General features: G+C 62.8%; 24 protein-coding genes and 2 riboswitches. Of the genes, 7 read left to right on the plus strand and 17 right to left on the minus strand.

The window, feature by feature from the left end:
* Positions 1–93: 93 nt before the first annotated feature.
* From QM716_RS20075 to QM716_RS20085, 3 genes are read right to left on the minus strand one after another with little or no spacing between them, the layout of a single operon-like run.
* Positions 94–441, minus strand: coding sequence for a YidH family protein (locus QM716_RS20075; RefSeq protein WP_230816265.1), 348 nt, complete (start codon positions 439–441; stop codon positions 94–96).
* On the minus strand, positions 438–911 hold the full coding sequence (locus QM716_RS20080) for an RDD family protein (RefSeq protein WP_283305840.1): 474 nt from the start codon (positions 909–911) through the stop codon (positions 438–440). Before QM716_RS20080 ends, QM716_RS20075 begins: the two co-directional genes overlap by 4 nt.
* Positions 911–1645: a hypothetical protein gene (locus QM716_RS20085; protein ID WP_283305841.1), complete on the minus strand. Its 735-nt coding sequence runs from the start codon at positions 1643–1645 to the stop codon at positions 911–913. Before QM716_RS20085 ends, QM716_RS20080 begins: the two co-directional genes overlap by 1 nt.
* A 115-nt stretch (positions 1646–1760) precedes the next feature.
* Here QM716_RS20085 and QM716_RS20090 point away from each other — a divergent pair, with 115 nt between their 5' ends.
* Entirely contained in the window at positions 1761–2702 is a 942-nt protein-coding gene (locus QM716_RS20090) for an alpha/beta hydrolase (RefSeq protein WP_283305842.1), read from the plus strand.
* 39 nt (positions 2703–2741) lie between these two features.
* Here the strand turns inward: QM716_RS20090 and QM716_RS20095 are convergent, their stop codons facing one another.
* The 14 genes from QM716_RS20095 to QM716_RS20155 form a co-directional block, all read right to left on the minus strand.
* The gene (locus QM716_RS20095) at positions 2742–3884 is read right to left on the minus strand and encodes an LLM class flavin-dependent oxidoreductase (RefSeq protein WP_283305843.1); all 1143 of its coding nucleotides are present in this window, start codon (positions 3882–3884) and stop codon (positions 2742–2744) included.
* Positions 3881–4705, minus strand: coding sequence for a DUF1684 domain-containing protein (locus tag QM716_RS20100; RefSeq protein WP_283305844.1), 825 nt, complete (start codon positions 4703–4705; stop codon positions 3881–3883). The genes QM716_RS20095 and QM716_RS20100 overlap by 4 nt, the downstream gene beginning before the upstream one ends.
* On the minus strand, positions 4702–6072 hold the full coding sequence (locus QM716_RS20105) for an NtaA/DmoA family FMN-dependent monooxygenase (RefSeq protein WP_283305845.1): 1371 nt from the start codon (positions 6070–6072) through the stop codon (positions 4702–4704). The genes QM716_RS20100 and QM716_RS20105 overlap by 4 nt, the downstream gene beginning before the upstream one ends.
* Before the next feature lie 15 nt (positions 6073–6087).
* The gene (locus QM716_RS20110) at positions 6088–7215 is read right to left on the minus strand and encodes an LLM class flavin-dependent oxidoreductase (protein ID WP_283305846.1); all 1128 of its coding nucleotides are present in this window, start codon (positions 7213–7215) and stop codon (positions 6088–6090) included.
* Complete coding sequence (locus QM716_RS20115) at positions 7202–8824, minus strand: dipeptide ABC transporter ATP-binding protein (RefSeq protein ID WP_283305847.1); 1623 nt, start codon at positions 8822–8824, stop codon at positions 7202–7204. Before QM716_RS20115 ends, QM716_RS20110 begins: the two co-directional genes overlap by 14 nt.
* Positions 8821–9711 carry an ABC transporter permease gene (locus QM716_RS20120; protein ID WP_283305848.1) on the minus strand — a complete coding sequence of 297 codons (891 nt, stop codon included), beginning with the start codon at positions 9709–9711 and terminating at the stop codon, positions 8821–8823. The genes QM716_RS20115 and QM716_RS20120 overlap by 4 nt, the downstream gene beginning before the upstream one ends.
* Complete coding sequence (locus tag QM716_RS20125) at positions 9704–10702, minus strand: ABC transporter permease (RefSeq protein WP_283305849.1); 999 nt, start codon at positions 10700–10702, stop codon at positions 9704–9706. The genes QM716_RS20120 and QM716_RS20125 overlap by 8 nt, the downstream gene beginning before the upstream one ends.
* A gap of 2 nt (positions 10703–10704) precedes the next feature.
* Positions 10705–12345, minus strand: a complete 1641-nt coding sequence (locus QM716_RS20130) for an ABC transporter substrate-binding protein (RefSeq protein ID WP_283305850.1) — start codon at positions 12343–12345, stop codon at positions 10705–10707.
* 160 nt (positions 12346–12505) lie between these two features.
* Positions 12506–12610 carry a putative leader peptide gene (locus QM716_RS29270; RefSeq protein ID WP_019749498.1) on the minus strand — a complete coding sequence of 35 codons (105 nt, stop codon included), beginning with the start codon at positions 12608–12610 and terminating at the stop codon, positions 12506–12508.
* Positions 12604–12698: riboswitch (SAM riboswitch) on the minus strand. It overlaps the preceding gene by 7 nt.
* A 17-nt stretch (positions 12699–12715) precedes the next feature.
* Positions 12716–13306, minus strand: a complete 591-nt coding sequence (locus QM716_RS20135; RefSeq protein WP_283305851.1) for a GNAT family N-acetyltransferase — start codon at positions 13304–13306, stop codon at positions 12716–12718.
* Between the two features lie 8 nt (positions 13307–13314).
* Entirely contained in the window at positions 13315–14424 is a 1110-nt protein-coding gene (locus tag QM716_RS20140; protein WP_283305852.1) for an FAD-dependent oxidoreductase, read from the minus strand.
* A gap of 10 nt (positions 14425–14434) precedes the next feature.
* A complete protein-coding gene (locus QM716_RS20145) occupies positions 14435–15406 on the minus strand; it encodes an ABC transporter substrate-binding protein (protein ID WP_283305853.1) in 972 nt (323 codons plus the stop codon).
* Positions 15407–15440: 34 nt separating this feature from the next.
* Positions 15441–16226, minus strand: a complete 786-nt coding sequence (locus QM716_RS20150; RefSeq protein ID WP_411742576.1) for an amino acid ABC transporter ATP-binding protein — start codon at positions 16224–16226, stop codon at positions 15441–15443.
* Complete coding sequence (locus QM716_RS20155) at positions 16223–17197, minus strand: amino acid ABC transporter permease (protein ID WP_502942100.1); 975 nt, start codon at positions 17195–17197, stop codon at positions 16223–16225. Before QM716_RS20155 ends, QM716_RS20150 begins: the two co-directional genes overlap by 4 nt.
* A 230-nt stretch (positions 17198–17427) precedes the next feature.
* Positions 17428–17522: riboswitch (SAM riboswitch) on the minus strand.
* Between the two features lie 199 nt (positions 17523–17721).
* Between QM716_RS20155 and QM716_RS20160 the strand changes: the two genes are divergently transcribed.
* The 6 genes from QM716_RS20160 (at position 17722) to QM716_RS20185 (ending at position 22002) form a co-directional block, all read left to right on the plus strand.
* On the plus strand, positions 17722–18489 hold the full coding sequence (locus QM716_RS20160; RefSeq protein WP_283305854.1) for a sulfite exporter TauE/SafE family protein: 768 nt from the start codon (positions 17722–17724) through the stop codon (positions 18487–18489).
* 37 nt (positions 18490–18526) lie between these two features.
* Positions 18527–19342: an HAD-IIA family hydrolase gene (locus tag QM716_RS20165; RefSeq protein ID WP_283305855.1), complete on the plus strand. Its 816-nt coding sequence runs from the start codon at positions 18527–18529 to the stop codon at positions 19340–19342.
* Positions 19343–19628: 286 nt separating this feature from the next.
* Positions 19629–20186 carry an alternate-type signal peptide domain-containing protein gene (locus QM716_RS20170; protein WP_283305856.1) on the plus strand — a complete coding sequence of 186 codons (558 nt, stop codon included), beginning with the start codon at positions 19629–19631 and terminating at the stop codon, positions 20184–20186.
* A gap of 4 nt (positions 20187–20190) precedes the next feature.
* Positions 20191–20775, plus strand: a complete 585-nt coding sequence (locus QM716_RS20175) for a hypothetical protein (RefSeq protein WP_283305857.1) — start codon at positions 20191–20193, stop codon at positions 20773–20775.
* Positions 20772–21416 carry a signal peptidase I gene (locus QM716_RS20180; RefSeq protein ID WP_283305858.1) on the plus strand — a complete coding sequence of 215 codons (645 nt, stop codon included), beginning with the start codon at positions 20772–20774 and terminating at the stop codon, positions 21414–21416. Before QM716_RS20175 ends, QM716_RS20180 begins: the two co-directional genes overlap by 4 nt.
* The gene (locus tag QM716_RS20185; protein ID WP_283305859.1) at positions 21400–22002 is read left to right on the plus strand and encodes a SipW-dependent-type signal peptide-containing protein; all 603 of its coding nucleotides are present in this window, start codon (positions 21400–21402) and stop codon (positions 22000–22002) included. Before QM716_RS20180 ends, QM716_RS20185 begins: the two co-directional genes overlap by 17 nt.
* Positions 22003–22007: the final 5 nt, after the last annotated feature.

A 22007-nucleotide genomic window follows, 5' to 3' on the forward strand; every position in this document is an offset into this window, starting at 1 on the left:
TGCACTCCCTTGTCGTCTGTTTCGTTTACTTCTCTGACATGCTTCTCGTTCTTTGCAGACTATCCAGACACCGCAAGGACTTCTCTGCGTATATCAGCGAGCGAGGCTGGTGACCACCGTCGCGATACCGGCTGCCACGGCAACCCCCGCCAACGCCAGGGCAAACAGCCACAGTGCGTGCGGTTCCGGCATCGCGGCTCCGTCCTCGAGCGCCTTCTTCACCTGTAGCCAGCGTCGCATACCTACCAGTGCGGCTGCCGCCGAGAGTGCGATCAGGATCAAACCGAGCGCCGTGCGGACCCACCCGGTGCTCCACTCCGGCACCAACTGGACAACGGCGATGCCGCCCGCCAACAAGGCAAGTGAGCTACGCATCCAGGCGAGGAAGGTGCGCTCACTGGCGAGAGTGAAGCGCTCGTCCGGGCGATTGGGTTCACTCATGCGTGCTCGCCTCCGTGCGGTGCCACCAGATCCGGGTCCTGACGCCAGTCGTAGACGACCTCGGTGCGCAGAACGATGTCCTGCAGCGATCGTCGTCGTCGATCGACCGCCGACCACAACAACCCGAAGGCGAAGAGTACGCAGAGCACCGCGCGGACGAACGCCAACGGCCAGCGCACGAGGCGATGCCCGGACGTGATCACCCGCAGCCCCATCACGAGGGAGCCGACGGTCCGGCCGGTGGTCGCCCAGCAGGCAGTCAGATAAGCCACCGAGACACCGAGAAATGCCGTCGTGGACAGAAAGATTCCCGGTTCCGAGAAAGTGAAACTCTGCGGTGAGAAGAGCAGTCGTACGAAGGCGAAGCCCACGTACACGGAACCCATCAGGAGCAGGACGACGCCCAGGTCGATCAGTCCGGCAAGTCCACGGGTGACGATGCCGGCCGGGCCGGAACTCTCCTGGGCCACTAGCGTTCGCCTGCGTTCGTGTCCGGATCGGTCTCTGGTGACGGCTTTTCTGGCGACGGCTTTTCTGGCGACGGTGCGTTGTCGCGGCCGAACAGCCGCCCGACGAACCCGGCGACAGCGTCGTCCGCCTGCATGCCCTGCACCCGCGCTCCGTGCACGGCTTCCGTGGAGAGTGAGCCGGTCGATTCACGAATCATCTGTGGGAGGTCGACTCCCTCGATGACCTGGTCGGCAATCTTGACGAGGTCGATGCGATTGACCTGGCGTTCGAGGTCGACCGTGTCGACTATCCCGTCGAGATCGAGGCGATCGATCACCGCTTTGACGTCGAGACGACTTGCGATCTCGTCCACGTCGACCCGGTCGATGATCGGTTCGAGCGAGACCCGCTCGGCAATCTTGTCCACGTCGATGTTTTCGGCGATCCTGTCGATGTCCACGTGGTCGACGACGATCTTCGTGATGTCGACTTCGGCCAGAGCAGCGTCGACGACTGCTTTGATCACCGTCCGCAAGGCGGAGTCGGCGAATTCCGCGGTCGAACGAATCGCTTCGGTGCCACGGGTGGTGACCTGGGTGATCGCGTCGTCGAGAGTGCCGCCGACTACGGGGATCCGCTGCACGGAATCAAGGGCGAGACCAGCGGTTCTGCGCGCCGCACCGGCAGTGATCGCAGCCAGCCCGAAGGCCAGCCGAATCACGTCGGATTCGGGGTGATGCGACTGCGGTCCCACGCAATTGTCTCCATCTTCTTATCGGACTGTTACCCGGACATTCGTCACTCTTCTTCGCATTGTGCCACTGTTGGAAGGCACAAATACGCTGTCCGGCTTGCGCCTGGGGGGAAATATGAAGACACGTCGTTTCACGGTTCGGCTGACGATGGCGGTGGCCATGGCTGCCGGCTTTCTCGGCCTCAGCGCGCCGACCGCGAGCGCGGATTCCGTGGTCAGTCGCATCGACGTCTACTCCCCCTCGATGGACCGTTGGATCGCCAACGACGTGATTTCCCCGGCCGGCGGCGGCGCTGCCCCGACGTTCTATCTGTTGACCGGCGTCGGCGGCGGCGAGGACGGGATCTCGTGGTTCAACAACACCGGAGTTCGTGACTTCTTCAACGACAAGCACGTCAACGTGGTCATGCCGGTCGGCGGCAAGTTCAGCATGTACACCGATTGGAACGCCGACGATCCGGTGCTCGGGCGCAACAAATGGCAGACGTACCTCACCAAGGAACTACCGGCAGCAGTCAACGCTCGGTACAACACGACCGGCGTCAACGCGCTCGGTGGTGTGTCGATGGCCGGTGGACCGGTTCTGGACCTTGCGATCCAGTCGCCGGGCACCTATCGCGCCGTCGGCTCGTACAGCGGCTGCCCGCGCGCCGGCGACCCGCTCGGTCAGGCTGCGGTGCGTTCGATGGTCGAGATACTCGGCGGCGGTAACGCAGGAAACATGTGGGGGCCGTGGGGTAGCCCGCAGTGGGCTGCGCACGACCCGCTGATCAACGCCGAGAAACTGCGCGGTACAACACTGTTCATCTCGACCGGCAACGGACTTCCCGGCCCGGTGGACGGAATCAACTCACTGGCGATGGCTGCCGGGGTCGTTCCCGGCGCTGTGCTCGAAGGCATCACCAACATGTGCACTGCCGCGTTGCAGGGTCGCTTCGGTCAACTCGGAATTCCCGCGACGTTCAGCTTCCGCCCCGAGGGCACCCACACCTGGGGACTCTTCGAAGCTGATATGCGTGCATCGTGGCCGATGATCGCCGGTGCTGTCGGGGCGTGAGCTTCGCGGTCCTGATCTTGTCCGCAAAGCGCGGCAAGCTCATGCTGCCAGCAGCGCGGGCAGCCCCCATTCCTTGGCGAGCAACTCATACGAGCGCAGGCGATCCTCGTGTCGATAGGTCACTCCGGTGATCACCAATTCGTCCGCCCCGGTGAGCTTCTGCAGACTGTCGAGCCTGTCGGCGACGGTAGTGGGCGAACCGACGAACTGCGTGATCAGCCGGTCCTCCACCACTGCTTTGTCGGCATCGGAGAGTGGGAGCGCTGTCTCCGGATCGGGGTACGGGATGGCGCCGTGCCCGCTGCGGATGCTGTACGTCCAATGCCCGAACGTCGACGCCAACTCTCTCGCCGTCGCATCGTCCTCCGCGGCAACAACATCCGCGGACACGACAACGTATGGCTGGGAAAGAACTGCCGACGGCCGGAATGCCGCACGGTATGCCTCGACCGCGTCGAGCGTACTCGACGGCGCAACATGGTAATTCGCACCGAACGGCAATCCGAGTCGACCGGCGAGTTCGGCACTGGGGCCTGCACTGCTTCCGAACACCCACAATTCGACGTCGGCGTCCTCGCCGGGACTGGCGTGCAATTCGATACCGTCGCGGGTGCGGTGGGTACCGTTCAGGAGCGAGAGTATGTCGTCGACCTGCTGCTCGAAATCGGGAGCCTGCGCGCCCGGAAACGCCAATGCCTCGAATGACGCCTGCAACCTCGGTGACGTGAGGAGCCCGGTCGGATCGAAGGGCGCCGGGATCACCACGCCCTCACGTACGGCGTTCTCCCGCTTCGATTCTGTGGGGGCAGGCTTTCCGGCAGCGACAGCACGAAGTGCCTCCACCCGACGCTGACCGCTGCGCCCGATACCCAGATCGATTCGCCCCGGATACAACGCTTCGACGGTACCGAAGGCTTCCACCACCTGTGCTGCCGTGTTGTTGCCCAGCAGCACGGCGGCCGAGCCGACCCGAATGGTGTTGGTGGCGGCCGCGATCAGCCCGACAAGCACTGCCGGTGACGACGAGGCGACACCGACGAAATGGTGTTCGGCGACCCAGTACCTCTTGTATCCCCAGGCCTCGGCAGAGCGCGCCAGATCCAGCGAATTCCGCAGAGCCTGGCGGGCGGTTCCGCCCTCACTGATCGGCGAGAGGTCGAGTACGGACAGCGGCGCGCTCACCTCGGTGCGCTTTCAGAGTGGGCGTCGGGTGTCTTCTCGCCGGCTTCCACCGCGAACGTCAGACGATTCTCGGCGGGGGCCACGGGGCACGTCGCGTAATCGGTGAAGGCGCAGGGCAGGTTCGACGCCCGATTGAAATCGAGGGTTACCGCGCCACCGGGTTCCGGTGCGCTCACGTGCAGCGAGCGTGCTGCCGGGTAGGTGGACACCCCGCTGGTCGCGTCGGTGAACAGGATGTGAAAGCCGTTGTCCTTGCCCGCGAACGCGATCAGCGTATGCGTTTCTCCGTCGTAGTCGAAGCTGATGGTTCCGCGGGCGTCGTGATGATGCTCGAGGCGCTCGACGACCGCACCCGTCGTTACCGTGCGTGCCTCCTCGAAAGCGGTGAAGACACCGTCGATGCGCCACTGCGGGTTCGGCTCGAAGGTCGGGATACCACTGAACTGCGCCAAAGCCGGGGCTGACGAATCGTGGATCCGCAGGGCCACCTCGCCGGTGCGGCGGATGACCTCGACCAGCCGCGCGCCCTGCTTGACGATCAGGCCGGGCGCGCCCTCGATCGGATTCAGGGTGGCTGAACCGTCCACTGCGACACCGTCGATCGAGAGATCGTCTGCCTGCGTTGCGGTGACGACTACGGCATTCGCGTCGGCGCGCCATGCACCAGGTAGGTCTGCGAACGTGGAATCGGTGTCCACCAGCCAATGCAACGCAGTCAGGCTCAGCCAGCCGAGTGGTTCGCTGAAGGTCGCGTCGCGCGAGGCATGCCAAGCATTCCAATCGCCGGCGAAGGTGCTGGTGGACGTGTCGGTAACGGTCATGATGCGCGGACTCCTTCAGCCTGCTCGTGCGGGTGGCGCAGCCCGAGATGGCTGCGCAGAGTGGTTCCTGAGTATTCGGTCCGGAAACTGCCGCGGTCCTGCAGTTCTGGTACGACGGTGTCGATGAACTCGTCGAGGCCCGCGGGAGTGAGGTGGGGAACGAGGATGAAGCCGTCGCTCGCGTCGCCCTGGACGTAGCTGTCGATCTCGGCAGCCACCTCGGCGGCACTGCCCACGAACTGTTGGCGGGCAGTCACTTCGATGATGAGTTCACGGATGCTGAGGTTTCCGGCCTCTGCCTTCGCTCGCCACTGATCGGCGACCGCTCGCGGATCCTTGACGTGACGGACGCGTCCGCGAGTGATGTTGACGTCGTCCGACGGATCTTCCTTCGGCAATGGGCCGTCGGCGTCGTACTGCGAAAGGTCCCTGCCCCACACCTGTTCGAGAAAAGCGATGGCAGTCTGGGGTCCGACCTGCTGCCGCCGGATGTGATACGCCTTCTCCTGTGCGTCCGCTGCGTTGTCCCCGAGGACAAAGGTGGCGGCGGGGAGAATCTTGAGGTCTGCGTGCGTGCGTCCGTACTTGGCCAGGCGCCCCTTCACGTCGGCGTAGAAGGCCTTGCCCGCTTCGAGGGTTCCGTGCCCGGTGAAGATGGCATCGGCCTTGGCCGCGCCGAACTCGCGTCCTTCGTCGGAGTCACCTGCCTGCAACAGAACTGGGTGCCCCTGTGGACTCCGTGGTACTTCGAAGCGTCCGGCGATGTCGAACTGCTTACCGGAGTGTTGGAACTGTCCGACCTGCTGGTCGGTGGCAAAAACACCGCGCTCACGGTCGACGATCGGACGGTCGATGCTCCAACTGTCCCACAGCGTCCGTACTGCGTCGACCAACTCGTTGGCGCGTGCATACCGCTCGGAATCCTCCAGATACCCGCCGCGGCGGAAGTTCTCGCCGGTGAAGGCGTCCGAGGATGTGACCAGGTTCCAGGCGGCGCGGCCGTCGGAGAGATGATCGAGCGTCGAGAACTGCTTGGCCAACTCGTACGGCTCGTTGAACGTGGTGTTGATCGTCCCGGCCAGGCCTAGATGTGTTGTCACACCGGCAACCGCATTGAGAATACTGAAGGTGTCCGGGCGCCCGACCACGTCGAGGTTGTGAATCTTGCCCTGATGCTCGCGTAGGCGCAAACCTTCTGCGAGGAAGAAGAAGTCGAACAATCCGCGTTCGGCACTGCGTGCGAGATGCTCGAACGAGCTGAACTCGATCTGGCTCTTGGACGCCGGATCGGTCCACACCGTGGTGTTGTTCACTCCGGGAAAGTGAGCGCCCAGATGAACTTGCTTGCGAATCCTGTTCTGTGTCATCGGTGTTCCTGTTCTTTACTCGCGCGACGCGAACTGATTGACGGGCAACTCGAAGCCCAACCGCTCGCGCAGTGTCGGGGCGGTACTCGGTCGCGGATTGAGAGTTGGCACCACGTCCGTCGCGATCTTGTCCACTGCGGCGGCCAGCGCCAGGGGACGCAGAACCACACCGTCGATCCCGGCGAGCCCACCGATCTCACGCAGCAGCGCAGTCAAACCCGCGCTGTCACCGCGATAGAACAGCGAGTGCGGTGCATACGGCGCTCCCGCCCATTCCTCGAGTTCCGCCAAAGCGTCGTCGGCGGCTCCGCGATCGGCCCCGAGAAGCACGTCGACATCGAGGAGAACTCTGACGCTGCGCCCGAGAGCAGCCGCACTCGTGTGGACCAGCTTGCCCGTGGCTTTCGCCTCGCCGAGGTCGGTTGCCGAAATCCGAATCAGATCTCCGCGTGCAACAGCGAGTTCGCGGGCCTCCGGTCGACTCGCGTCGACGGCGATCAGCGGCTGACCCTGTGGCGAGCGCGGCGTGATCGACGGACCCTTGACGGAAAAGTTCTTTCCCTCGAAATCGATGTAGTGCAGCTTGTCCCGGTCGATAAATCGTCCGCTCGCAGCATCACGTATCTCGGCGTCGTCCTCCCAGCTGTCCCACAGCCGACTGACCACCTCGACCGCCTCGGACGCTTCCTCCCACGCGGATTCCGGACCCTGCACTGTCTTTCGGCCGAACAACGCCGTCTGCTCGGCGGTGTCGGACACCGCGACCTGCCAACCGGCCCGCCCAGCGGACGAGTAGTCGATACTCGCGACGGCCTTGGAAATATGGAACGGTTCGGTGTGTGTGACCGTCGCAGTGGGGATCAGGCCGATGCGCGAGGTCACAGCACTCAGCCTCGCCGCAGTTGCCACCGCCTCCAACCTGCCCCGCACAGCGTGCTGGCCCTCGGATTGGAGCCCGAACGAATCAGGGAGGAACGCCAGATCCACCCCACCCCGATCCGCGGCGGTCACCAGGTCCACCCAGTACGACGGCGTGAACAGATCTTCGGCGCGCGAATCCTCGCGTCGCCAGGAGTACGGATGAGCTCCGGTGCCCTCGAATTCGAGGCCGACCAGGAATGCTCCGGAACTACGCTCGGACATGTTCGGCCTTTCCTGTCGAATGATCCCGCCCGGGGATCGCGTCGAGAAGTGTGCGTGTGTACTCGTTTCGGGGATTGTCGAAAATCTCGGTGGTAGTGCCGATTTCGAGCAATCGCCCAGCTTGCATGACGCCGACTACGTCACTGATCTGGCGAACAACCGCAAGATCGTGGGAGATGAAGAGATAGGTCAGGCCCAGTTCCCGCTGCAACTCGTCGAGTAGCGCCAGGATCTGCGCTTGAACCGAGACGTCGAGAGCGGACACCGGCTCGTCGAGAACGAGTAGATCCGGCTTCAGAGCGAGCGCGCGAGCGATCGCCACCCGCTGACGCTGGCCGCCCGAGAGTTCGGCCGGCTTGCGGCTCAGGAACTGCTCGGGCAGTGCAACCTGATCGAGCAGCTCGGCGGCACGGCTCTGTTGCTGACTGCGTCCTCCAACCTTGAAGGCCCGCAACGGCTCCGCCACGATGTCTTGGACGGACAATTTCGGGTCGAGTGATGCATAGGGGTTCTGATACACGAGCTGAATCTTTCGACGCAGCTCGCGCAGGTCTCTGCCCTTGACCTTCGTGATGTCCTGTCCGTCGAAGGTGATGGTGCCGGCGTCCGCCTGCTCCAATCGCACGGCAATGCGCGCGGTGGTCGACTTGCCGGAGCCCGACTCCCCCACCAGTGACACCGTCTGACCCTTCGGAACAGTCAGCGATACTTCGTTCACCGCGGTGATCGAACTCCCGCGGCCGACGTTGAAACGCTTGGTGATTCCGGTCAGCGTCAGCAGCGGTGTCGTACCCTGACGGACCGGGCGATCAACCGGCCCCGAGGACAGGCTCGGCGCAGAGTTCAGCAGCTTCTTCGTGTACTCGTCTCGCGGGTCTCCCAGAATATCTGCGGTACGGCCGGATTCGACGATCCTGCCGCCCTGCATGACCAGGATCCGATCCGCGCGGTCTGCGGCCACACCCAGGTCGTGCGTGATAAGGAGCACGGCGGCACCGGATTCGGCGATTCGCTCGTCGAGATGGTCGAGAATGCGTCGTTGAACCGTGACGTCCAGAGCACTGGTCGGCTCGTCGGCGATGACGAGGGCCGGGTTCGCCACAAGAGCGATGCCGATCAGAACTCGTTGCCGCATACCGCCGGAGAGCTCGTGTGGGTACTGGCGTGCCCGGATTTCCGGGCGGTCGATACCCGCGCGCTCGAGCCCGTCGACGGCATCCAACCGCGCTGTGCGCCGGTCGGCGAGGCCGTGGATCCGCAGGACTTCTGCAACCTGGTCGCCGATCCGGGTCACCGGGTTGAGTGAGGTCGTCGGATCCTGCGGCACCAAACCGATACGAGCGCCGCGGATTCGCTGCCATGCTCGGTCCGAGTACGAATCGATTCTGTCATCTTCGAACTCGACGCTTCCGCCCGTGACGTGGCCGCTGCCGGCGAGCAGGCCCAGTATCGCGTGGGCTGTTGTCGACTTTCCCGAACCCGATTCCCCCACCACGGCAACCACTTCGCCGCGGCCGACGGTGAAACTGACCCCGGATACCGCGGGCTCGTTGCCGTAGGAGATCTGCAGATCGGTGACGGAAAGCAACTGTTCCTCGGTCGTGCTCATCGCCGGTTGCTCCTTTCGATCTCGTGGCCGATACGGTGTGCCGAGATGACCACGGCGACAATCGCGAGACCGGGAAGTGTTGTCATCCACCAGGCATTGGCGAGGAAGTTGCGCCCCTCGGACACCAGCGATCCCCATTCCGGGGTAGGCGGAACGGCGCCGAATCCCAAGAAGCTCAGTGCCGACACTGCAAGAACTGCCTGCCCGAACTCGACTGCGGACAGCGCAACCACGGGCGCGTACGAGTTGGGCAGCACGTGCCGACGCAGGACACCGAGCCACTGCACACCCGAGCTGAACGCGGCCTCGACGTACTGAGCGCCGCGCACCCGCATCACTTCGGCACGCATCACTCGCGCAAAATTGGCGACCATACTGACGCCGACCGCGATGGCGACGTTGATGGTGCCGAAGCCGAGTGCGGTCACCAACGCCAGCGAGAGCAGCAGTGCCGGAATGGACAGCAGGACATCGACGATGCGCATCAGAACGGCGTCGACGACTCCGCCGACAAAGCCCGCGAGCAGACCGATGATCGATCCTGCTACCAACGCGATTCCCACCGCTACCAAAGTCGCGGTCAGGGACAGTGCAGCGCCGTGGACGAAGCGTGTGTACAGGTCACGCCCGAGGTTGTCGGTTCCGAACCAATGCGCCAGGCTCGGGCCCTGCAGTTTTTCCGCCGGGACGCCGGACAACGGATCACCGCTGGCGAAGAACCCGGGCGCGACGGCAAAGCCGATGGCAAGCAGCACGATCAGCACCGGAATGACCAGACCGGGCTTACGGATAAAGCCGATGGCAGTCGACCTTCGGCGCGAAACAACTGGCGCCTTGGCCTCGACGCGCGGATCGAGGAGTAAGGGTTCGATCAATGTGTCAGACATGGGCCGGCTCCAGATCGGTCGAGCTTTCGGTATTCGAGCTTTCGGCACGTGTCTTCTTCGCCTGGATGATTCGTGGATCGATCAGGGGGTAGAAGAGGTCGACCACGAGGTTGACGAGCACGAAGACCAGGGAGGCGAACACAACGACTCCCTGCACCACCGGGATGTCCTGCGCCATCACCGACGTCTGGGTCAGACGGCCGACGCCCGCGCGGGAGAACACCGTCTCCACGACCACCGAACCAGCCAGCAGAGTTCCGACCAGTACACCGGCGATGGTGAATGCCGGAATGCTCGCCAGTCGCAACGCGTGACGGGTCTGCACGCGCCAACGGCTGGCGCCCTTGGCATAGGCGGTCTCCACGTGCGGCGAACGCAGCGTCGACTGCAGGCTGGTCGTGAGCACCTGCGCGATAACGGCGCCGGTCGGGATCGCCAGGGTGATCGCGGGGAGAATTACCGTTGCGAATCCCTTGTCCCCGAATGCCGGGAAGATGTGCAGACGGAACGAGAAGAGTTGCAGGAGGATCAGACCCACCCAGAAGGTGGGCACTGCCACACCCAAAGGTGGCAGCGAGAACAGCAGGTTCGCCAGCCACCGCTTGCGGGTGTAGGTAGCGAAGAACGCGATCGCCACTCCGAACAGCACGGCGAGAACCAAAGCCGTAGTTGCCAGCACCAGGGTGCTCGGCAATGCCGAGAAGATGGCATCCGTCACCGACTGACCGGTGGAGATCGACGTACCGAAATCGCCGCGAAGAGCGTTGGTCAGCGATGTCCAGTACTGCACCCACACCGACTGGTCCAAGCCGTATCGTGCCCGAAGCTGATCGAGCGCAGCCTGATCCACTGCAACACCCTGCGCGGACGAGTCCGCGGCCATGCTGACCGGATCGCTCGGCAGGAGGAACAGAATCACGAACGAGATGGTGAAGGCGGCCCACAGGACAACCGCGGCCTGGCCCAGTCGGGTGAGTACGTATCGAGTCATGATTACTTACCCGACAACCATGCGTCGTAGAACTGCAGGCGTGACGAGGCTTCGAAGTTCAGATCCTGAACACTCGATCCGGCGCCGATGGCCTGCGAGAGCTCGATGGTGGGGATGGAGAGCCCACGGTCGAGGATCAATTCCTGTGCGGTGGAGACTAGTTCGCCGCGCTGGCCGTTGTCCGTGGCGGCAAGCTGGTCGGTGAGGACCTTGTCGAGCTCCGGGTCTGCGCCGCGACGGTTGAGGTTGCGGCCCTCGGTGCTGAACGACGCCCGCAGGATGTCGGCGTCGGCCCGAGTGCTGTTGTAGTACAGCGAATCGTAATCACCCGACACCCCCTTCTCGGTCCATTCCCCGTTCGAGACCAGATTGAGCTGCAGGTCGACGCCGACCTTCTTGAGCTGCTGCTGAACGAGCTCGAGAATGGCCTGATTACCCGAGAACACCGGGCTGAACGTGACGCTGAAGGTGAGCTTCTGCCCGTCCTTCTCGCGGATACCGCCGCTTCCGGTCTTCCAACCGGCTGCGTCGAGAAGCTTCGCCGACTTGTCGGCGTCATACGTCACGACACTGGATTCGTCGCTGTAGAGCGGAGTGGTGTGAGCCAACGGGCTCGTGGCCGGGAAGAACGACGGATCAAGAACGGTGTCGACGAGCTCTTGGCGGTTGATCGCCGGAATGATGGCCTGGCGGACTGCCTGATCAGCGAGAACTCCACGACTGACGTTGGGCTGGAAGAAGAAGCTCACACCCGGGTTCGGCCGGGTGAGGATGCGTCCACCTGCGCCCTCGATCTGCGGTGCGTCCTGCGGGAGCGCATCGCTGACCGCATCCAGCTGAGCGGAAGCCACGCTGCCCGCGCGCACACCGGATTCGGGGACCACGGTGAAGTCGACGCCGTCGAGGTAAGCCTCGCCCTGGTGTGCGACCGCGTCCGACGCCCAGTTGTATCCCGCACGCTTGGCGATCTTGACGCTCTTGTCCTGCTGCCAGTCGGTGTAGACGAACGGGCCGGAGGCGATCACCGCTGCACCGGGGCAGCGCTGCTCGGATGCCAGGGCGGTGGTGGAATCGGCAAGGATTCCGAGCTGCGGCGTCGAAGTTGCCTGCAGGAACTGAACATTGGGTCCGGAGAAATTGATCTTCGCCGTGTGTGCGTCAACGACGTCGGTACCCGTGTACGAGGACAGGTAGCTCTTCGCCAACGACGCGTTCGGCCCGAGGTTCTTGACCGAGTCGAAGGTCTTCTTCACCGAATCCGCCGTCACCGGTGTGCCGTCACTGAATGTGGCATCGTCGCGAAGGACAAACGTGAAGCTCGCGGCGTCGGGGCTGATCTCCCAACTCTTGGCGAGCCACGGGGTGATCTCTCCGGAGTCGGGATTTTGATCGGTCAGCGAATCCACCACGGTACGAGTGACATACACGGTCTGGTTGCTACCGGCCTGGGCCGGATCGGCGCACGTCGGCGCCTGCGAGAGTCCGTAACGAAGGGTTCCACCGGACTGCGCGGGACCCGCGTCGGCACCGCTGTCACTTCCGTTGCTGCTGCAGCCGGCGAGGACGGTTCCGAGAACCGAGACAGCACCGATACCGGCGATTACGGTGGCGCGTTTGCGGGCACCGAATGAGGGCGAGGACACCAAGAACTCCTAAAGAGGCATGCCGAAGAGCGCACCCGACGCCTTGAAGCAAGAAACGAACAGGAAGCTTCGAGAAAGGCGATCGAGCACGAATCACTTGTGCAGAGAAGAGAAAACAGACTTGTCGACGACTCGCCTGAGTGTGAATGACTGACCGAGGTCAGTTGGTACAGAAAGATCCCGCGGTGCGGCACAGGTCTACGTGACGACGTGACCAGGCGGTATCGAAACCGCCTTCGACTGCCTTCATTTCGTGTTCCTCCATCGGTCCTGGCGGTAGCACCCGCACCCGATCACTCGGGGGGTTGCTGCGACTTCAATGAGCCAGGTCTCTCGGTCGCTCTGGATGGTCGTTCGCAAGTGTACGAGGTCAAACCCGGGTGTTGTCAACCCGGTCGGTAGGAATTGCTGCTCGGGTCATATTTTCGAGCACCCGAAGTTGTTTCTCGAACGGGTGGACGCCCACTTCTTCGGGCGAGAGTGAAGCGTCGTAAAGCGGTGTGTATCCGCTGGACAGATACAGCGCGAGCGCCTCGGGTTGCCGAGGACCCGTCGTGAGGAACACCCGGTTGTATCCGCGAAGCTCGATCTCTCGTTCCAACTCGCGAACGACGACCTTGCCGAGGCCGCGCTTCCGATGGTCGACCGATGTCCAGATTCTCTTCAGTTCGGCAGTGGTGGAATCGAATTGGCGAAACGCACCGCCCGCAATCGGTACATCCTCGTGGGTGAGCACAAGTAGTGCTCCCTGCGGATACGCAAATTCTTCTGCCGGGTACGTGGTGAGATCCTCGAGCATCGCTTCGCGAGTTCCGCCGTAGCGCGAACTGTATTCGAGCGCCAACTCCGCGATCAGTGGAGCTGCCAAGGGATCGTCCTGCGATACCGAGTAGACCTCTACCGCGCCGATACCCTCGACCTGCCGAGTCCCGAGCTCCAGTGCCACAACACTTTCCTCCATGAATCTGGTCAACGCTCCCCCAGCCGAAAAACTTCCGGAGCTAGAGCGGTTCCGTCGACGAGGTCCGACACAAGTTCACCCAGGGCTGGACCGAATTTGAATCCATGACCCGAGAATCCCGCCGCGACCGTGACATTGCCGACTCGGTCGATGACGAAGTTACTGTCCGGCGTGCTCGTGTACAGGCACGTGATCGACTCGACCTGGGTGGAATCGACACCGGGCAACCACGACTCGGCGTACTCCACCAACCGCTGTTCTCCGTCGACATCAGGGGTGTAGTCGCGGGTCCGTGGAGTCACGACCGGCCCAGTCGCATGTTCGCCGATCTTGATGCCTTCCTCGGAACCGAGTCCGTAGATCCCCGCAGTCTCCAATTGTGCACCCGGGTGGTGAACGAAACTCGGCCACTCGACTCCCGGATCGAGCGGTGCGAAGTGCGCCGGCTGTTCCTGCGTCGTGCGCAGTGTCGGGAGCACGATCTCGGAGCCGGGGCCGCTGTCTGCGGTCAGGCCTGCAGTCCACGCACCAGCCGCGATCACGACCTGACGAGCCGCCAGCGTTCCACTGTCCGTCACCACGTCCACGCCGTACGACCCTCGCGCGAGTGCCAACACCCGAACGTCGTGACGGACCTCGGCCCCGGCGAACACCGCTCCCGCTTTCAGTGCGGTCACGGCGCGATCCGCGTGCAACCGGCCGGCATCGGGGTGATGGAGCACGGTGGTGTCGAACCGCAGCCCCGGCCAGCGGGCGGACGCCTCGGCAGGAGTGAGGATCTCACCCTTGATGCCCGCCTCGACCAGTATCTGCGCCTTGGACTGCACTGCCTGCGGCAGACCGTGATCGACGGCACCGGTCAGTTCCAGGAACCCGATGTCCGTCGTGGTCTCCAACTCCCGCCACAATGGCAGCGCGTCGGCCGCCAACCCCGTGTACAGGTGATTGTCGTAGGCCTGACGGTAGATGCGCGAAGTACCGTGCGATGCACCGTGCTTGTGCCCGGGCCCGAACTGTTCCAGCTGTACGACGCTACGTCCGCGCGCCGCGAGCCGCCATGCGGCGGAGGACCCGACGAGTCCTCCGCCGATGACGATCACATCGAGAATCTCACTCATGGACGAGAGCTCACTTGGCCTTCGGAAGGCCGGGCGGGTTGATCAGGGACGCGTCGACGGCTTCATTCGTGATGTTCCAGCGCTCGAGGATCTGCTGGTACGTACCGTTCTCGATCGTGTGGTTGATCGCGTCGTTGACGGCCTTGATCAATCCGTTGTCCTTCTTCACCAGCACCGCGATCTGTCCTTGCAAAGTGTCGCCGGCACCGGAGAACTCACCGACAACTTCGGTTTCGCCCGACTGCTTGGCGTGGAACTGGGACGACGGGTTCGGGCCGAAGTAGGCGTCGATTCGGCCGGACTGCAAGGGGAGGTAGTAGTCGGTGGTGTTCTGGTAGTAGGAGATGTCGGTAGGCGCCAGGCCGGCCGCGACGTTCTGCTCACTCCACTTGACCAGCAACGCTTCCTGATTGGTGCCGGATCCTACCGCGATCTTCTTGCCTGCGACGTCCTTGGGTTCCTTGATGGAGATGCCGGAGTCCTTCTTCGCTTCGAAGGCGAGAGTGTCGAGTCGGTAGGTCGCGAAGTCGTACTTCTCCTTACGCTCCTCTGTGACAGTCACATTGGAGAGGAAGGCGTCGGCTTCTCCGGAGTCGACGCGGACGAAGTTCTGCGCCCAGTCTGCTGTCTGCAGGTCGACCTTCAAACCGAGAACGTCACCGATCAGGTAGGCGAAGTCGGTCTCCGAGCCGATGAGGGTGGTGTCGTCGTCGGCGTAGAAGCGAAGCGGCGGAGCGGCACCGGCACTACCGGTGACTCGCAGCGTGCCGCGGGCGCGGATGTCCTGCGGAACCTCGGCGGCGATGGAATCCACCTTGTCGGTGGTGATGCGATTCTGGTCGGCGGTGAGGTTGTAACCCGCGGCATCGGTGACCTGGGCGCCGTCGGATTCGGCGTCAGCACTGCTGCACGCAGCGCTGAGCAGTCCGACTGTGGCGATAGCCGAGATCAGGAAAGTGGCGCGGCGGGATGGGGAGAACATCAATTTTTCCTTTCGGGAATGTGTCTTGGTCGCGTCAGAGAACGCGGGAGAGAAAAGCCTTGGTGCGTTCGTGAATCGGGTTGTCGATCACCTGCGAAGGTGGGCCCTGTTCGACGATGACGCCGCCGTCCATGAAGACCGCGGTGTCCGCCACTTCCCGAGCAAAGCCGACCTCGTGTGTGACGATCACCAAGGTGGCGCCGTCACGGGCCAGCTGAGCCAGGACTTCGAGAACCTCGCCTACCAGTTCGGGGTCGAGCGCCGACGTCGGCTCGTCGAAGAGAATGACCGCCGGCCGCAGTGCCAGTGCTCGCGCTATGGCGACGCGCTGTTGCTGGCCACCGGAGAGTTGGCGGGGATACTCGTCTGCCTTGTCCCCCACTCCCACTCGCTCGAGCAGTGCACGAGCCTCGCGGTACACCTCGTCACGGTCTCGTTTCTGGGCCGAGAGCGGTGCTTCCACCACGTTTTCCAGCGCAGTCAGGTGCGGAAACAGGTTGAAGTTCTGGAACACGAATCCGATGTGCGAACGCTGTTTCAGGATCTCGCGGTCACGCAGTTCGTGAAGTCGATTTCCCTTACGCCGGTATCCGATCAGTTCTCCGTCGATCCGCACGGTCCCACGGTCGACCTTCTCGAGGTGATTGAGGGTACGCAACAAGGTGGACTTACCGGAACCAGACGGACCGAGAATGACGGTCACTTCACCCTTGCGGACCAGGAGATCAACGCCGGCAAGTACTTCCAGCGCGCCGAACGACTTGTGGATTCCGCGCGCTTCGACGGCGTACACCGTCTCTTCGGCCAGTTCTGCGGTCATCGGGTCGCACCTCTCGGAATATCGAGACGCGCATCACGAATCTCTTCGAACTTCTTGCGCGCCTTCTGTATCGGAGTCAACGGAAGGGCACGGGCGGATCCGCGTGCGTAGTGGCGCTCCACGTAGTACTGACCGATCGAGAGCAACGTCGTGAGGATGATGTACCAGATGGTGGCGACCATCAGCAGGGGCACAACTCGTCCGTTGCGGCCGAAGATGACCTGTACCTGGTAGAACAGTTCTGCGATCGCCATGGTGGAGACGATGGACGTTCCCTTGAAGAGCCCGATGACCTCATTGGCGGCATTGGGGAGGATCGCCCGCATCGCCTGCGGGAGAACAATCTTGAAGAACTGGCGGCTGCGCGGAATACCGAGCGAGTGAGCAGCTTCGATCTGACCGTGATCTACCGAGATGATTCCGGAGCGAATGATCTCGGCCGAGTAGGCGGCCTGATGTAATGCCAAACCGATGACTGCTGCGGTGAATCCGCCGATCACGCCACTGACCTGGAAGGTGAAGTACTCCGGCCCGAAAGGTATTCCGAGAGAAAGCGTCTGGTACAGGTACGTGATGTTGAACCAGAAGAGCAGCTGCACGATGAGTGGAATCGAGCGGAAGGCCCAGATGTAGGTCCAGGCGATCACCTGCAGGACCGGGTTCTTCGACAGCCGGCCCAGTGCCAGGAAAACACCGAGCCCGAATCCGAGGATCGTCCCCCACAGGGTCAGTTTGATCGTCATCCACAACGCGGCGAGCACTGATTTCGCGGTGAAGTACTGCGCGAACGTCGGCCAGTCCCAGCCGGGGTTGACAACGAGCCCGTGTATGAACTGAGCAAGCAATACCAGCACAACTGCGCTGATCACCCAGCGCAGCGGGTGCCAGGTGCGAGCAACGACAAGCTCCGAGTCGGGAAGTTGCGGCTCGGCCACCGACTTTTCGGGGCGGACATCGGTGGGCGCGCTCACGGCGCACTACCTGACGGAGTGGACATCACGAATAGACCTTTCGGGGAATGGGAACGCAGCTGTGTTCTCGAGGTGGCGTACTCGAGTTGCGAAGACGACGACAGTTCGGTCAGTGACAGTGAGGTCAGTGACAGTGAGGTCAGTGACAGTGACAGCGACACGAAGCGGTGCGGCACAGATCGATGTGACGACGCCTGTGCGCAGCGTGCGAAGTGGAAACCATGTGATGCCTTCCATCGGTCCTGGCGGTAGCACCCGCTCCCGATCACTCGGGGGGTTGCTGCGACGTCGACGAGCCAGGTCTCTCGGTCGCTCTGGATGGTAAGCAAAGACTAGACGCGAAATCCCGAGTCGTCAAATGTTGTATTTCCCTGCGCTGCAAGGGAAATGAAGGTATCGCCATGCTGAAATCGCACTGATTTCAACGGTGTTCGAAGCTTTGTTCGCCGTGTTCAATGGAGTGTTCGAATCAAGACCGGGACCGCCGTTCGGACTGACTTTTCCTCTGCCGTACCGTCTGCGGAGTGAGTGGAATCGACGCTTTCTTCATCTTGTTGGCCGGCATCGGTGCGGGCGCGATCAATGCCGTCGTCGGCAGTGGAACGCTGATCACGTTCCCGACACTGGTCGCCTTCGGTATGCCGCCGGTGACCGCGACGATGTCCAACGCTGTCGGGCTCGTCGCCGGCGGGGTTTCGGGGACGTGGGGCTACCGGCGTGAGTTGTCGGGACAGTGGAATCGACTGAAGTGGCAGATTCCGGCGTCGCTCGCCGGCGCGCTCCTCGGTTCGTGGTTGCTCATGCATCTACCCGAGAAACTGTTCGAGACCATCGTTCCGGTGCTGTTGATCCTGGCTCTCGCACTTGTCCTCCTCCAACCACGTATCCAGGCGTGGGCGAAGAAGCGTTCCACCGAAGAAACGACGCTGTCCACCAAGAGGCTCATGCTTCTGACCGCGGGCACCTTTGCAGTCGGCATCTACGGCGGCTACTTCACCGCCGCGCAAGGCATCCTCCTCATCGGTGTGATGGGCGCCATCCTCCCGGAGACCCTCCAGCGCATGAACGGCGCGAAGAACCTGCTCTCACTGCTCGTCAACATCGTCGCAGCCGGGATGTACATCACTCTGGCCTTCGACCAGATCAATTGGGCAGCAGCCGGTTTGATCGCTGTCGGCTCACTCGGTGGTGGCGTTCTGGGCGCCCGCTACGGACGTCGCCTGTCCCCCACTGCACTGCGCTACACGATTGTCGTCGTCGGTCTGATCGGGCTGTGGCGTCTTCTCGCTTGACCGCCCACATCGGGCGACACCCGCACATACTGGAGATATGACCAGAACAGACGATCAGACCGGTTGGACCTACCTCATGGACATGGACGGGGTTCTCGTCCACGAGGAGCACTTGATACCGGGAGCGGATACGTTCCTGGCAGAACTGGCGTCGAACGACATTCCGTACATGGTGCTCACCAACAACTCCATCCGCACCCCGCGTGACCTGCGAGCACGCCTGCTCAACTCGGGACTCGACATCCCGGAGAAGTCGATCTGGACGTCAGCACTCGCTACCGCGACGTTCCTGGCCAGCCAGCGTCCGGGTGGCAGCGCCTACGTGGTCGGCGAATCGGGCCTGACCACTGCACTGCACGATATCGGCTACGTCCTGACGGACAGTGACCCCGACTACGTCGTCCTCGGCGAGACGCGCACGTACTCCTTCGAGGCGATCACCACGGCCATTCGCCTGGTCGAGCGTGGATCGCGGTTCATCGCCACCAACCCCGACGCCACCGGACCGTCGCGCGACGGCTCGCTACCGGCCACCGGCTCTGTCGCGGCCCTCATCACCAAAGCGACCGGACGCGATCCCTACTACGTCGGCAAGCCCAACGCCTTGATGATGCGGTCAGCCCTGCGGTCCATCGGCGCTCATTCGGCCAACACGTTGATGATCGGCGACCGCATGGACACCGACATCGTCTGTGGCCTCGAAGCCGGACTGCAGACGATTCTGGTGATGACCGGCATCTCGACCCGCGCGTCGGTAGAGCTCTACCCGTATCGCCCGACCGTCGTCCTCGAATCGGTGGCAGACCTCGTCGGAACGACAACCGATCCGTTTCGTAGCAATACGAACAATTGATGCGATTGCCCAGTAAGGCAGATACGTCGGTAATTAGCCGATAACAACAAACCATTCGCTGTCGCGTTGCTCATACTCCAGCTCAACCGAACAAATCGGACATTTTTTTCGAGACGAACTTACACCCCTGTAGTTCGATGCAGGTCAGAGATCCTTTCTGTACCGGTTACAGTTCGACCACTGTCGTAAATCCCATTTTCGAAAATTAGTAACGAATCGTTTGCCAGAGCTGATACTCATGTCTGAAGGACCTTTTTACGGATCCCAGACATGAAAAGAGTGCGACATGAAGAAGCAGACCAAGGGCGCAATCGCGGCCGCAGCGGCAGGTGCCCTTCTCCTCGGCGGCGCGGGCTCGCTCGCGGTGTGGAGTGACTCGGCAGACGTCGGCGGTGGCGGACCCGTCACCTCGGGCGCACTCGACCTGAGCACCTGTGCACCGGTCGGTGGGGGTTGGAATTCACTCAACCCCGCCCCGGTCCCGATCAGCGATATCGCCGCGTACCGCATCGTCGACACCGAGAGCATCCAGTACACCTGTGACGTCACGGTCACCGCAGTCGGTGACCGTCTGGCCGCAAACCTCACCGCCGACACCGCAGGCGTCGTTGCCGGTCCGGGCAGCGCCGAGCTGGTCGCCGCTGTGCAGGTAGTCACGACGATCAAGGACGCGGGCGGCGCCCCGATCACGCAGATCACGAAGGCTCAGAACGGAACCGTCGTCCACGTCGGTGTCCGTCTGAACTTCAACGAGGTCAACAATCAGGTCGCCCAGAATCAGTCGTTGAATCTGTCGGCAATGAAGTTGGTCGTCACCCAGACGCCGCTGACGGCGGCTCCGTAATTCCATGAGAAAAAAGGTCTGGGGGGCCATTGCAGTCGCAACGGCAGCTGTGGCGGTGTTCGCATCGTCACAGCAGTCGTTCGCGCTGTGGTCCGATTCCGCGAGCGCCGCGGGTGGAGTCGCGACGGCAGGCAACGTCAACCTGACGGTCGGCACCTCCGCCGGCACCAGCGCTGCGTACACCCTGTCGAACTTGACCACGGGTGCCACACCTCTGGTCCCGGGAAACACTGTCCAGGCACCGGTGACCGTCAAGAACTCCGGAACCGACCCGTTGGTGTGGCGAATGCAGTCGACGACCCAGTTGACCGGTTTCTCGTTGACCACCTACGCCGCAGCCAACGAGGCAGCGTGCCCGGCCGGAGTAAATCTGGCCGCTCCCGCGTCGGCGGTCGTCATGGCGACCGCATCGATGGGAGCTTCGCTGCAGTACCCCGTCTCGCCCGCCTATATGCCGGCAGCGCTGGCCGGCGGCGGAAGTTACGTCCTCTGTCTACGGCTGTCGGTCGACGGCACTGCCACCTCGACCACTGCACCCTCCGGTGCAACCAACACGGTGACGCTCACCTTCCAGGCAGGTGCGGTATGAGCACTCGTGCACAGGCTCGTGGAGAACGCACCGGCCCGATCTGGTGGGTCACATCCGTCGTCAGCTGGGTTCTACTCCTGGCGGTCAGCGCAGTCATCGTCGCGACGATCGTGGTTCCGTTCTTCGGCGGAGCCCAACGGTTCACCATTCTCACCGGATCCATGCGGCCGAACTACAACCCCGGCTCCTTGGTAGTGGTCAAGCCAGTGGACCCGTCCGAGCTCGGGATCGGAACGCCGATCACATATCAGCTCGAATCCGGGGAGGCGGCTGTAGTCACTCACCGCATCATCGCGACGAGCGAAAACCAAAAGGGCGAAAGAACTTTCGTCACCCAGGGCGATGCGAACAACATTCCGGACGAGAAGGAAGTCCGGCCGGTGCAGATTCGCGGCAAGGTCTGGTACAGCCTGCCCTACCTCGGACACGTCAACACCTGGCTCACCGGCCGACAACGAACAGTCATCGTCGCAGCGGTCGTCACCACGCTGCTGCTCTACGCAGCGTTCATGGTGGTGAGCGGAATCCGTGAGGGACGAAGAAAATCTCTCGAATCCCGTCCCGCCGACGACCTCGGATCCAGCACGGCCGATGACGAAACACCGATCGCGAAAGGCTCGCACGATGTCCAAGTACTCTGACAGTCCGGTCACCCGGATACGCCACCTCGTGGCCAGCACACGATTTCGTGCGCTCCTCGCGGTAGGGATGGTGCTCGGTGTCGGCGGGGTGACCACCCTGGCAGCGTTCACGTCCTCGGCAACTGCAACCTCTGGCAACATCGTCACCGGCTCGATCAACCTGCAGCTCAACAGCGTGGCCCAGACAACGCTGACGAAGAGTCTGAACTTCAATGAGCTGAGCAAGACCGGCATGATCCCTGGCGATTCGAACTCGGCCATCCTGAAGGTGAACAACACCGGTGCCACGGCGACGGTCCCGCTCAAATACACCATCACGTCGACCAGCAGTGGCGCGCTGACCACCTACTTACGCATGACGGTCTCGTCCGGCGGAACTGTCGCGAACAAATGCGCCGACGGCACCAACGTCGTCTCCTCGCTGGCTCTGACGACCGCCGCGAATCAGGCTGTAGGAACCGGCAACCGGCCACTTGCGGTGGGCGCCACCGAAAATCTCTGCGTGTCCGTCCAGCTACCGATCACCCCGACACCGCCGACGAGCACCACGTCGAGCATCGTCCTGTCATTCACAGCGCAGGTGTGAGCCTC

The organism is Rhodococcus sp. IEGM 1409 (assembly GCF_030056735.1).
Classification (GTDB): domain Bacteria; phylum Actinomycetota; class Actinomycetes; order Mycobacteriales; family Mycobacteriaceae; genus Rhodococcus_F.

Bases quoted from the DNA above. Each gene is read 5' to 3' on its own strand.
- QM716_RS20075 (WP_230816265.1), bottom strand. From the start codon at position 441: ATGAGTGAACCCAATCGCCCGGACGAGCGCTTCACTCTCGCCAGTGAG.
- QM716_RS20090 (WP_283305842.1), top strand. From the start codon at position 1,761: ATGAAGACACGTCGTTTCACGGTTCGGCTGACGATGGCGGTGGCCATG.
- QM716_RS20100 (WP_283305844.1), bottom strand. From the start codon at position 4,705: ATGACCGTTACCGACACGTCCACCAGCACCTTCGCCGGCGATTGGAAT.
- QM716_RS20105 (WP_283305845.1), bottom strand. From the start codon at position 6,072: ATGACACAGAACAGGATTCGCAAGCAAGTTCATCTGGGCGCTCACTTT.
- QM716_RS20110 (WP_283305846.1), bottom strand. From the start codon at position 7,215: ATGTCCGAGCGTAGTTCCGGAGCATTCCTGGTCGGCCTCGAATTCGAG.
- QM716_RS20115 (WP_283305847.1), bottom strand. From the start codon at position 8,824: ATGAGCACGACCGAGGAACAGTTGCTTTCCGTCACCGATCTGCAGATC.
- QM716_RS20120 (WP_283305848.1), bottom strand. From the start codon at position 9,711: ATGTCTGACACATTGATCGAACCCTTACTCCTCGATCCGCGCGTCGAG.
- QM716_RS20125 (WP_283305849.1), bottom strand. From the start codon at position 10,702: ATGACTCGATACGTACTCACCCGACTGGGCCAGGCCGCGGTTGTCCTG.
- QM716_RS29270 (WP_019749498.1), bottom strand. From the start codon at position 12,610: ATGGAGGAACACGAAATGAAGGCAGTCGAAGGCGGTTTCGATACCGCC.
- QM716_RS20135 (WP_283305851.1), bottom strand. From the start codon at position 13,306: ATGGAGGAAAGTGTTGTGGCACTGGAGCTCGGGACTCGGCAGGTCGAG.
- QM716_RS20140 (WP_283305852.1), bottom strand. From the start codon at position 14,424: ATGAGTGAGATTCTCGATGTGATCGTCATCGGCGGAGGACTCGTCGGG.
- QM716_RS20145 (WP_283305853.1), bottom strand. From the start codon at position 15,406: ATGTTCTCCCCATCCCGCCGCGCCACTTTCCTGATCTCGGCTATCGCC.
- QM716_RS20150 (WP_411742576.1), bottom strand. From the start codon at position 16,226: ATGACCGCAGAACTGGCCGAAGAGACGGTGTACGCCGTCGAAGCGCGC.
- QM716_RS20165 (WP_283305855.1), top strand. From the start codon at position 18,527: ATGACCAGAACAGACGATCAGACCGGTTGGACCTACCTCATGGACATG.
- QM716_RS20170 (WP_283305856.1), top strand. From the start codon at position 19,629: ATGAAGAAGCAGACCAAGGGCGCAATCGCGGCCGCAGCGGCAGGTGCC.
- QM716_RS20175 (WP_283305857.1), top strand. From the start codon at position 20,191: ATGAGAAAAAAGGTCTGGGGGGCCATTGCAGTCGCAACGGCAGCTGTG.
- QM716_RS20180 (WP_283305858.1), top strand. From the start codon at position 20,772: ATGAGCACTCGTGCACAGGCTCGTGGAGAACGCACCGGCCCGATCTGG.
- QM716_RS20185 (WP_283305859.1), top strand. From the start codon at position 21,400: ATGTCCAAGTACTCTGACAGTCCGGTCACCCGGATACGCCACCTCGTG.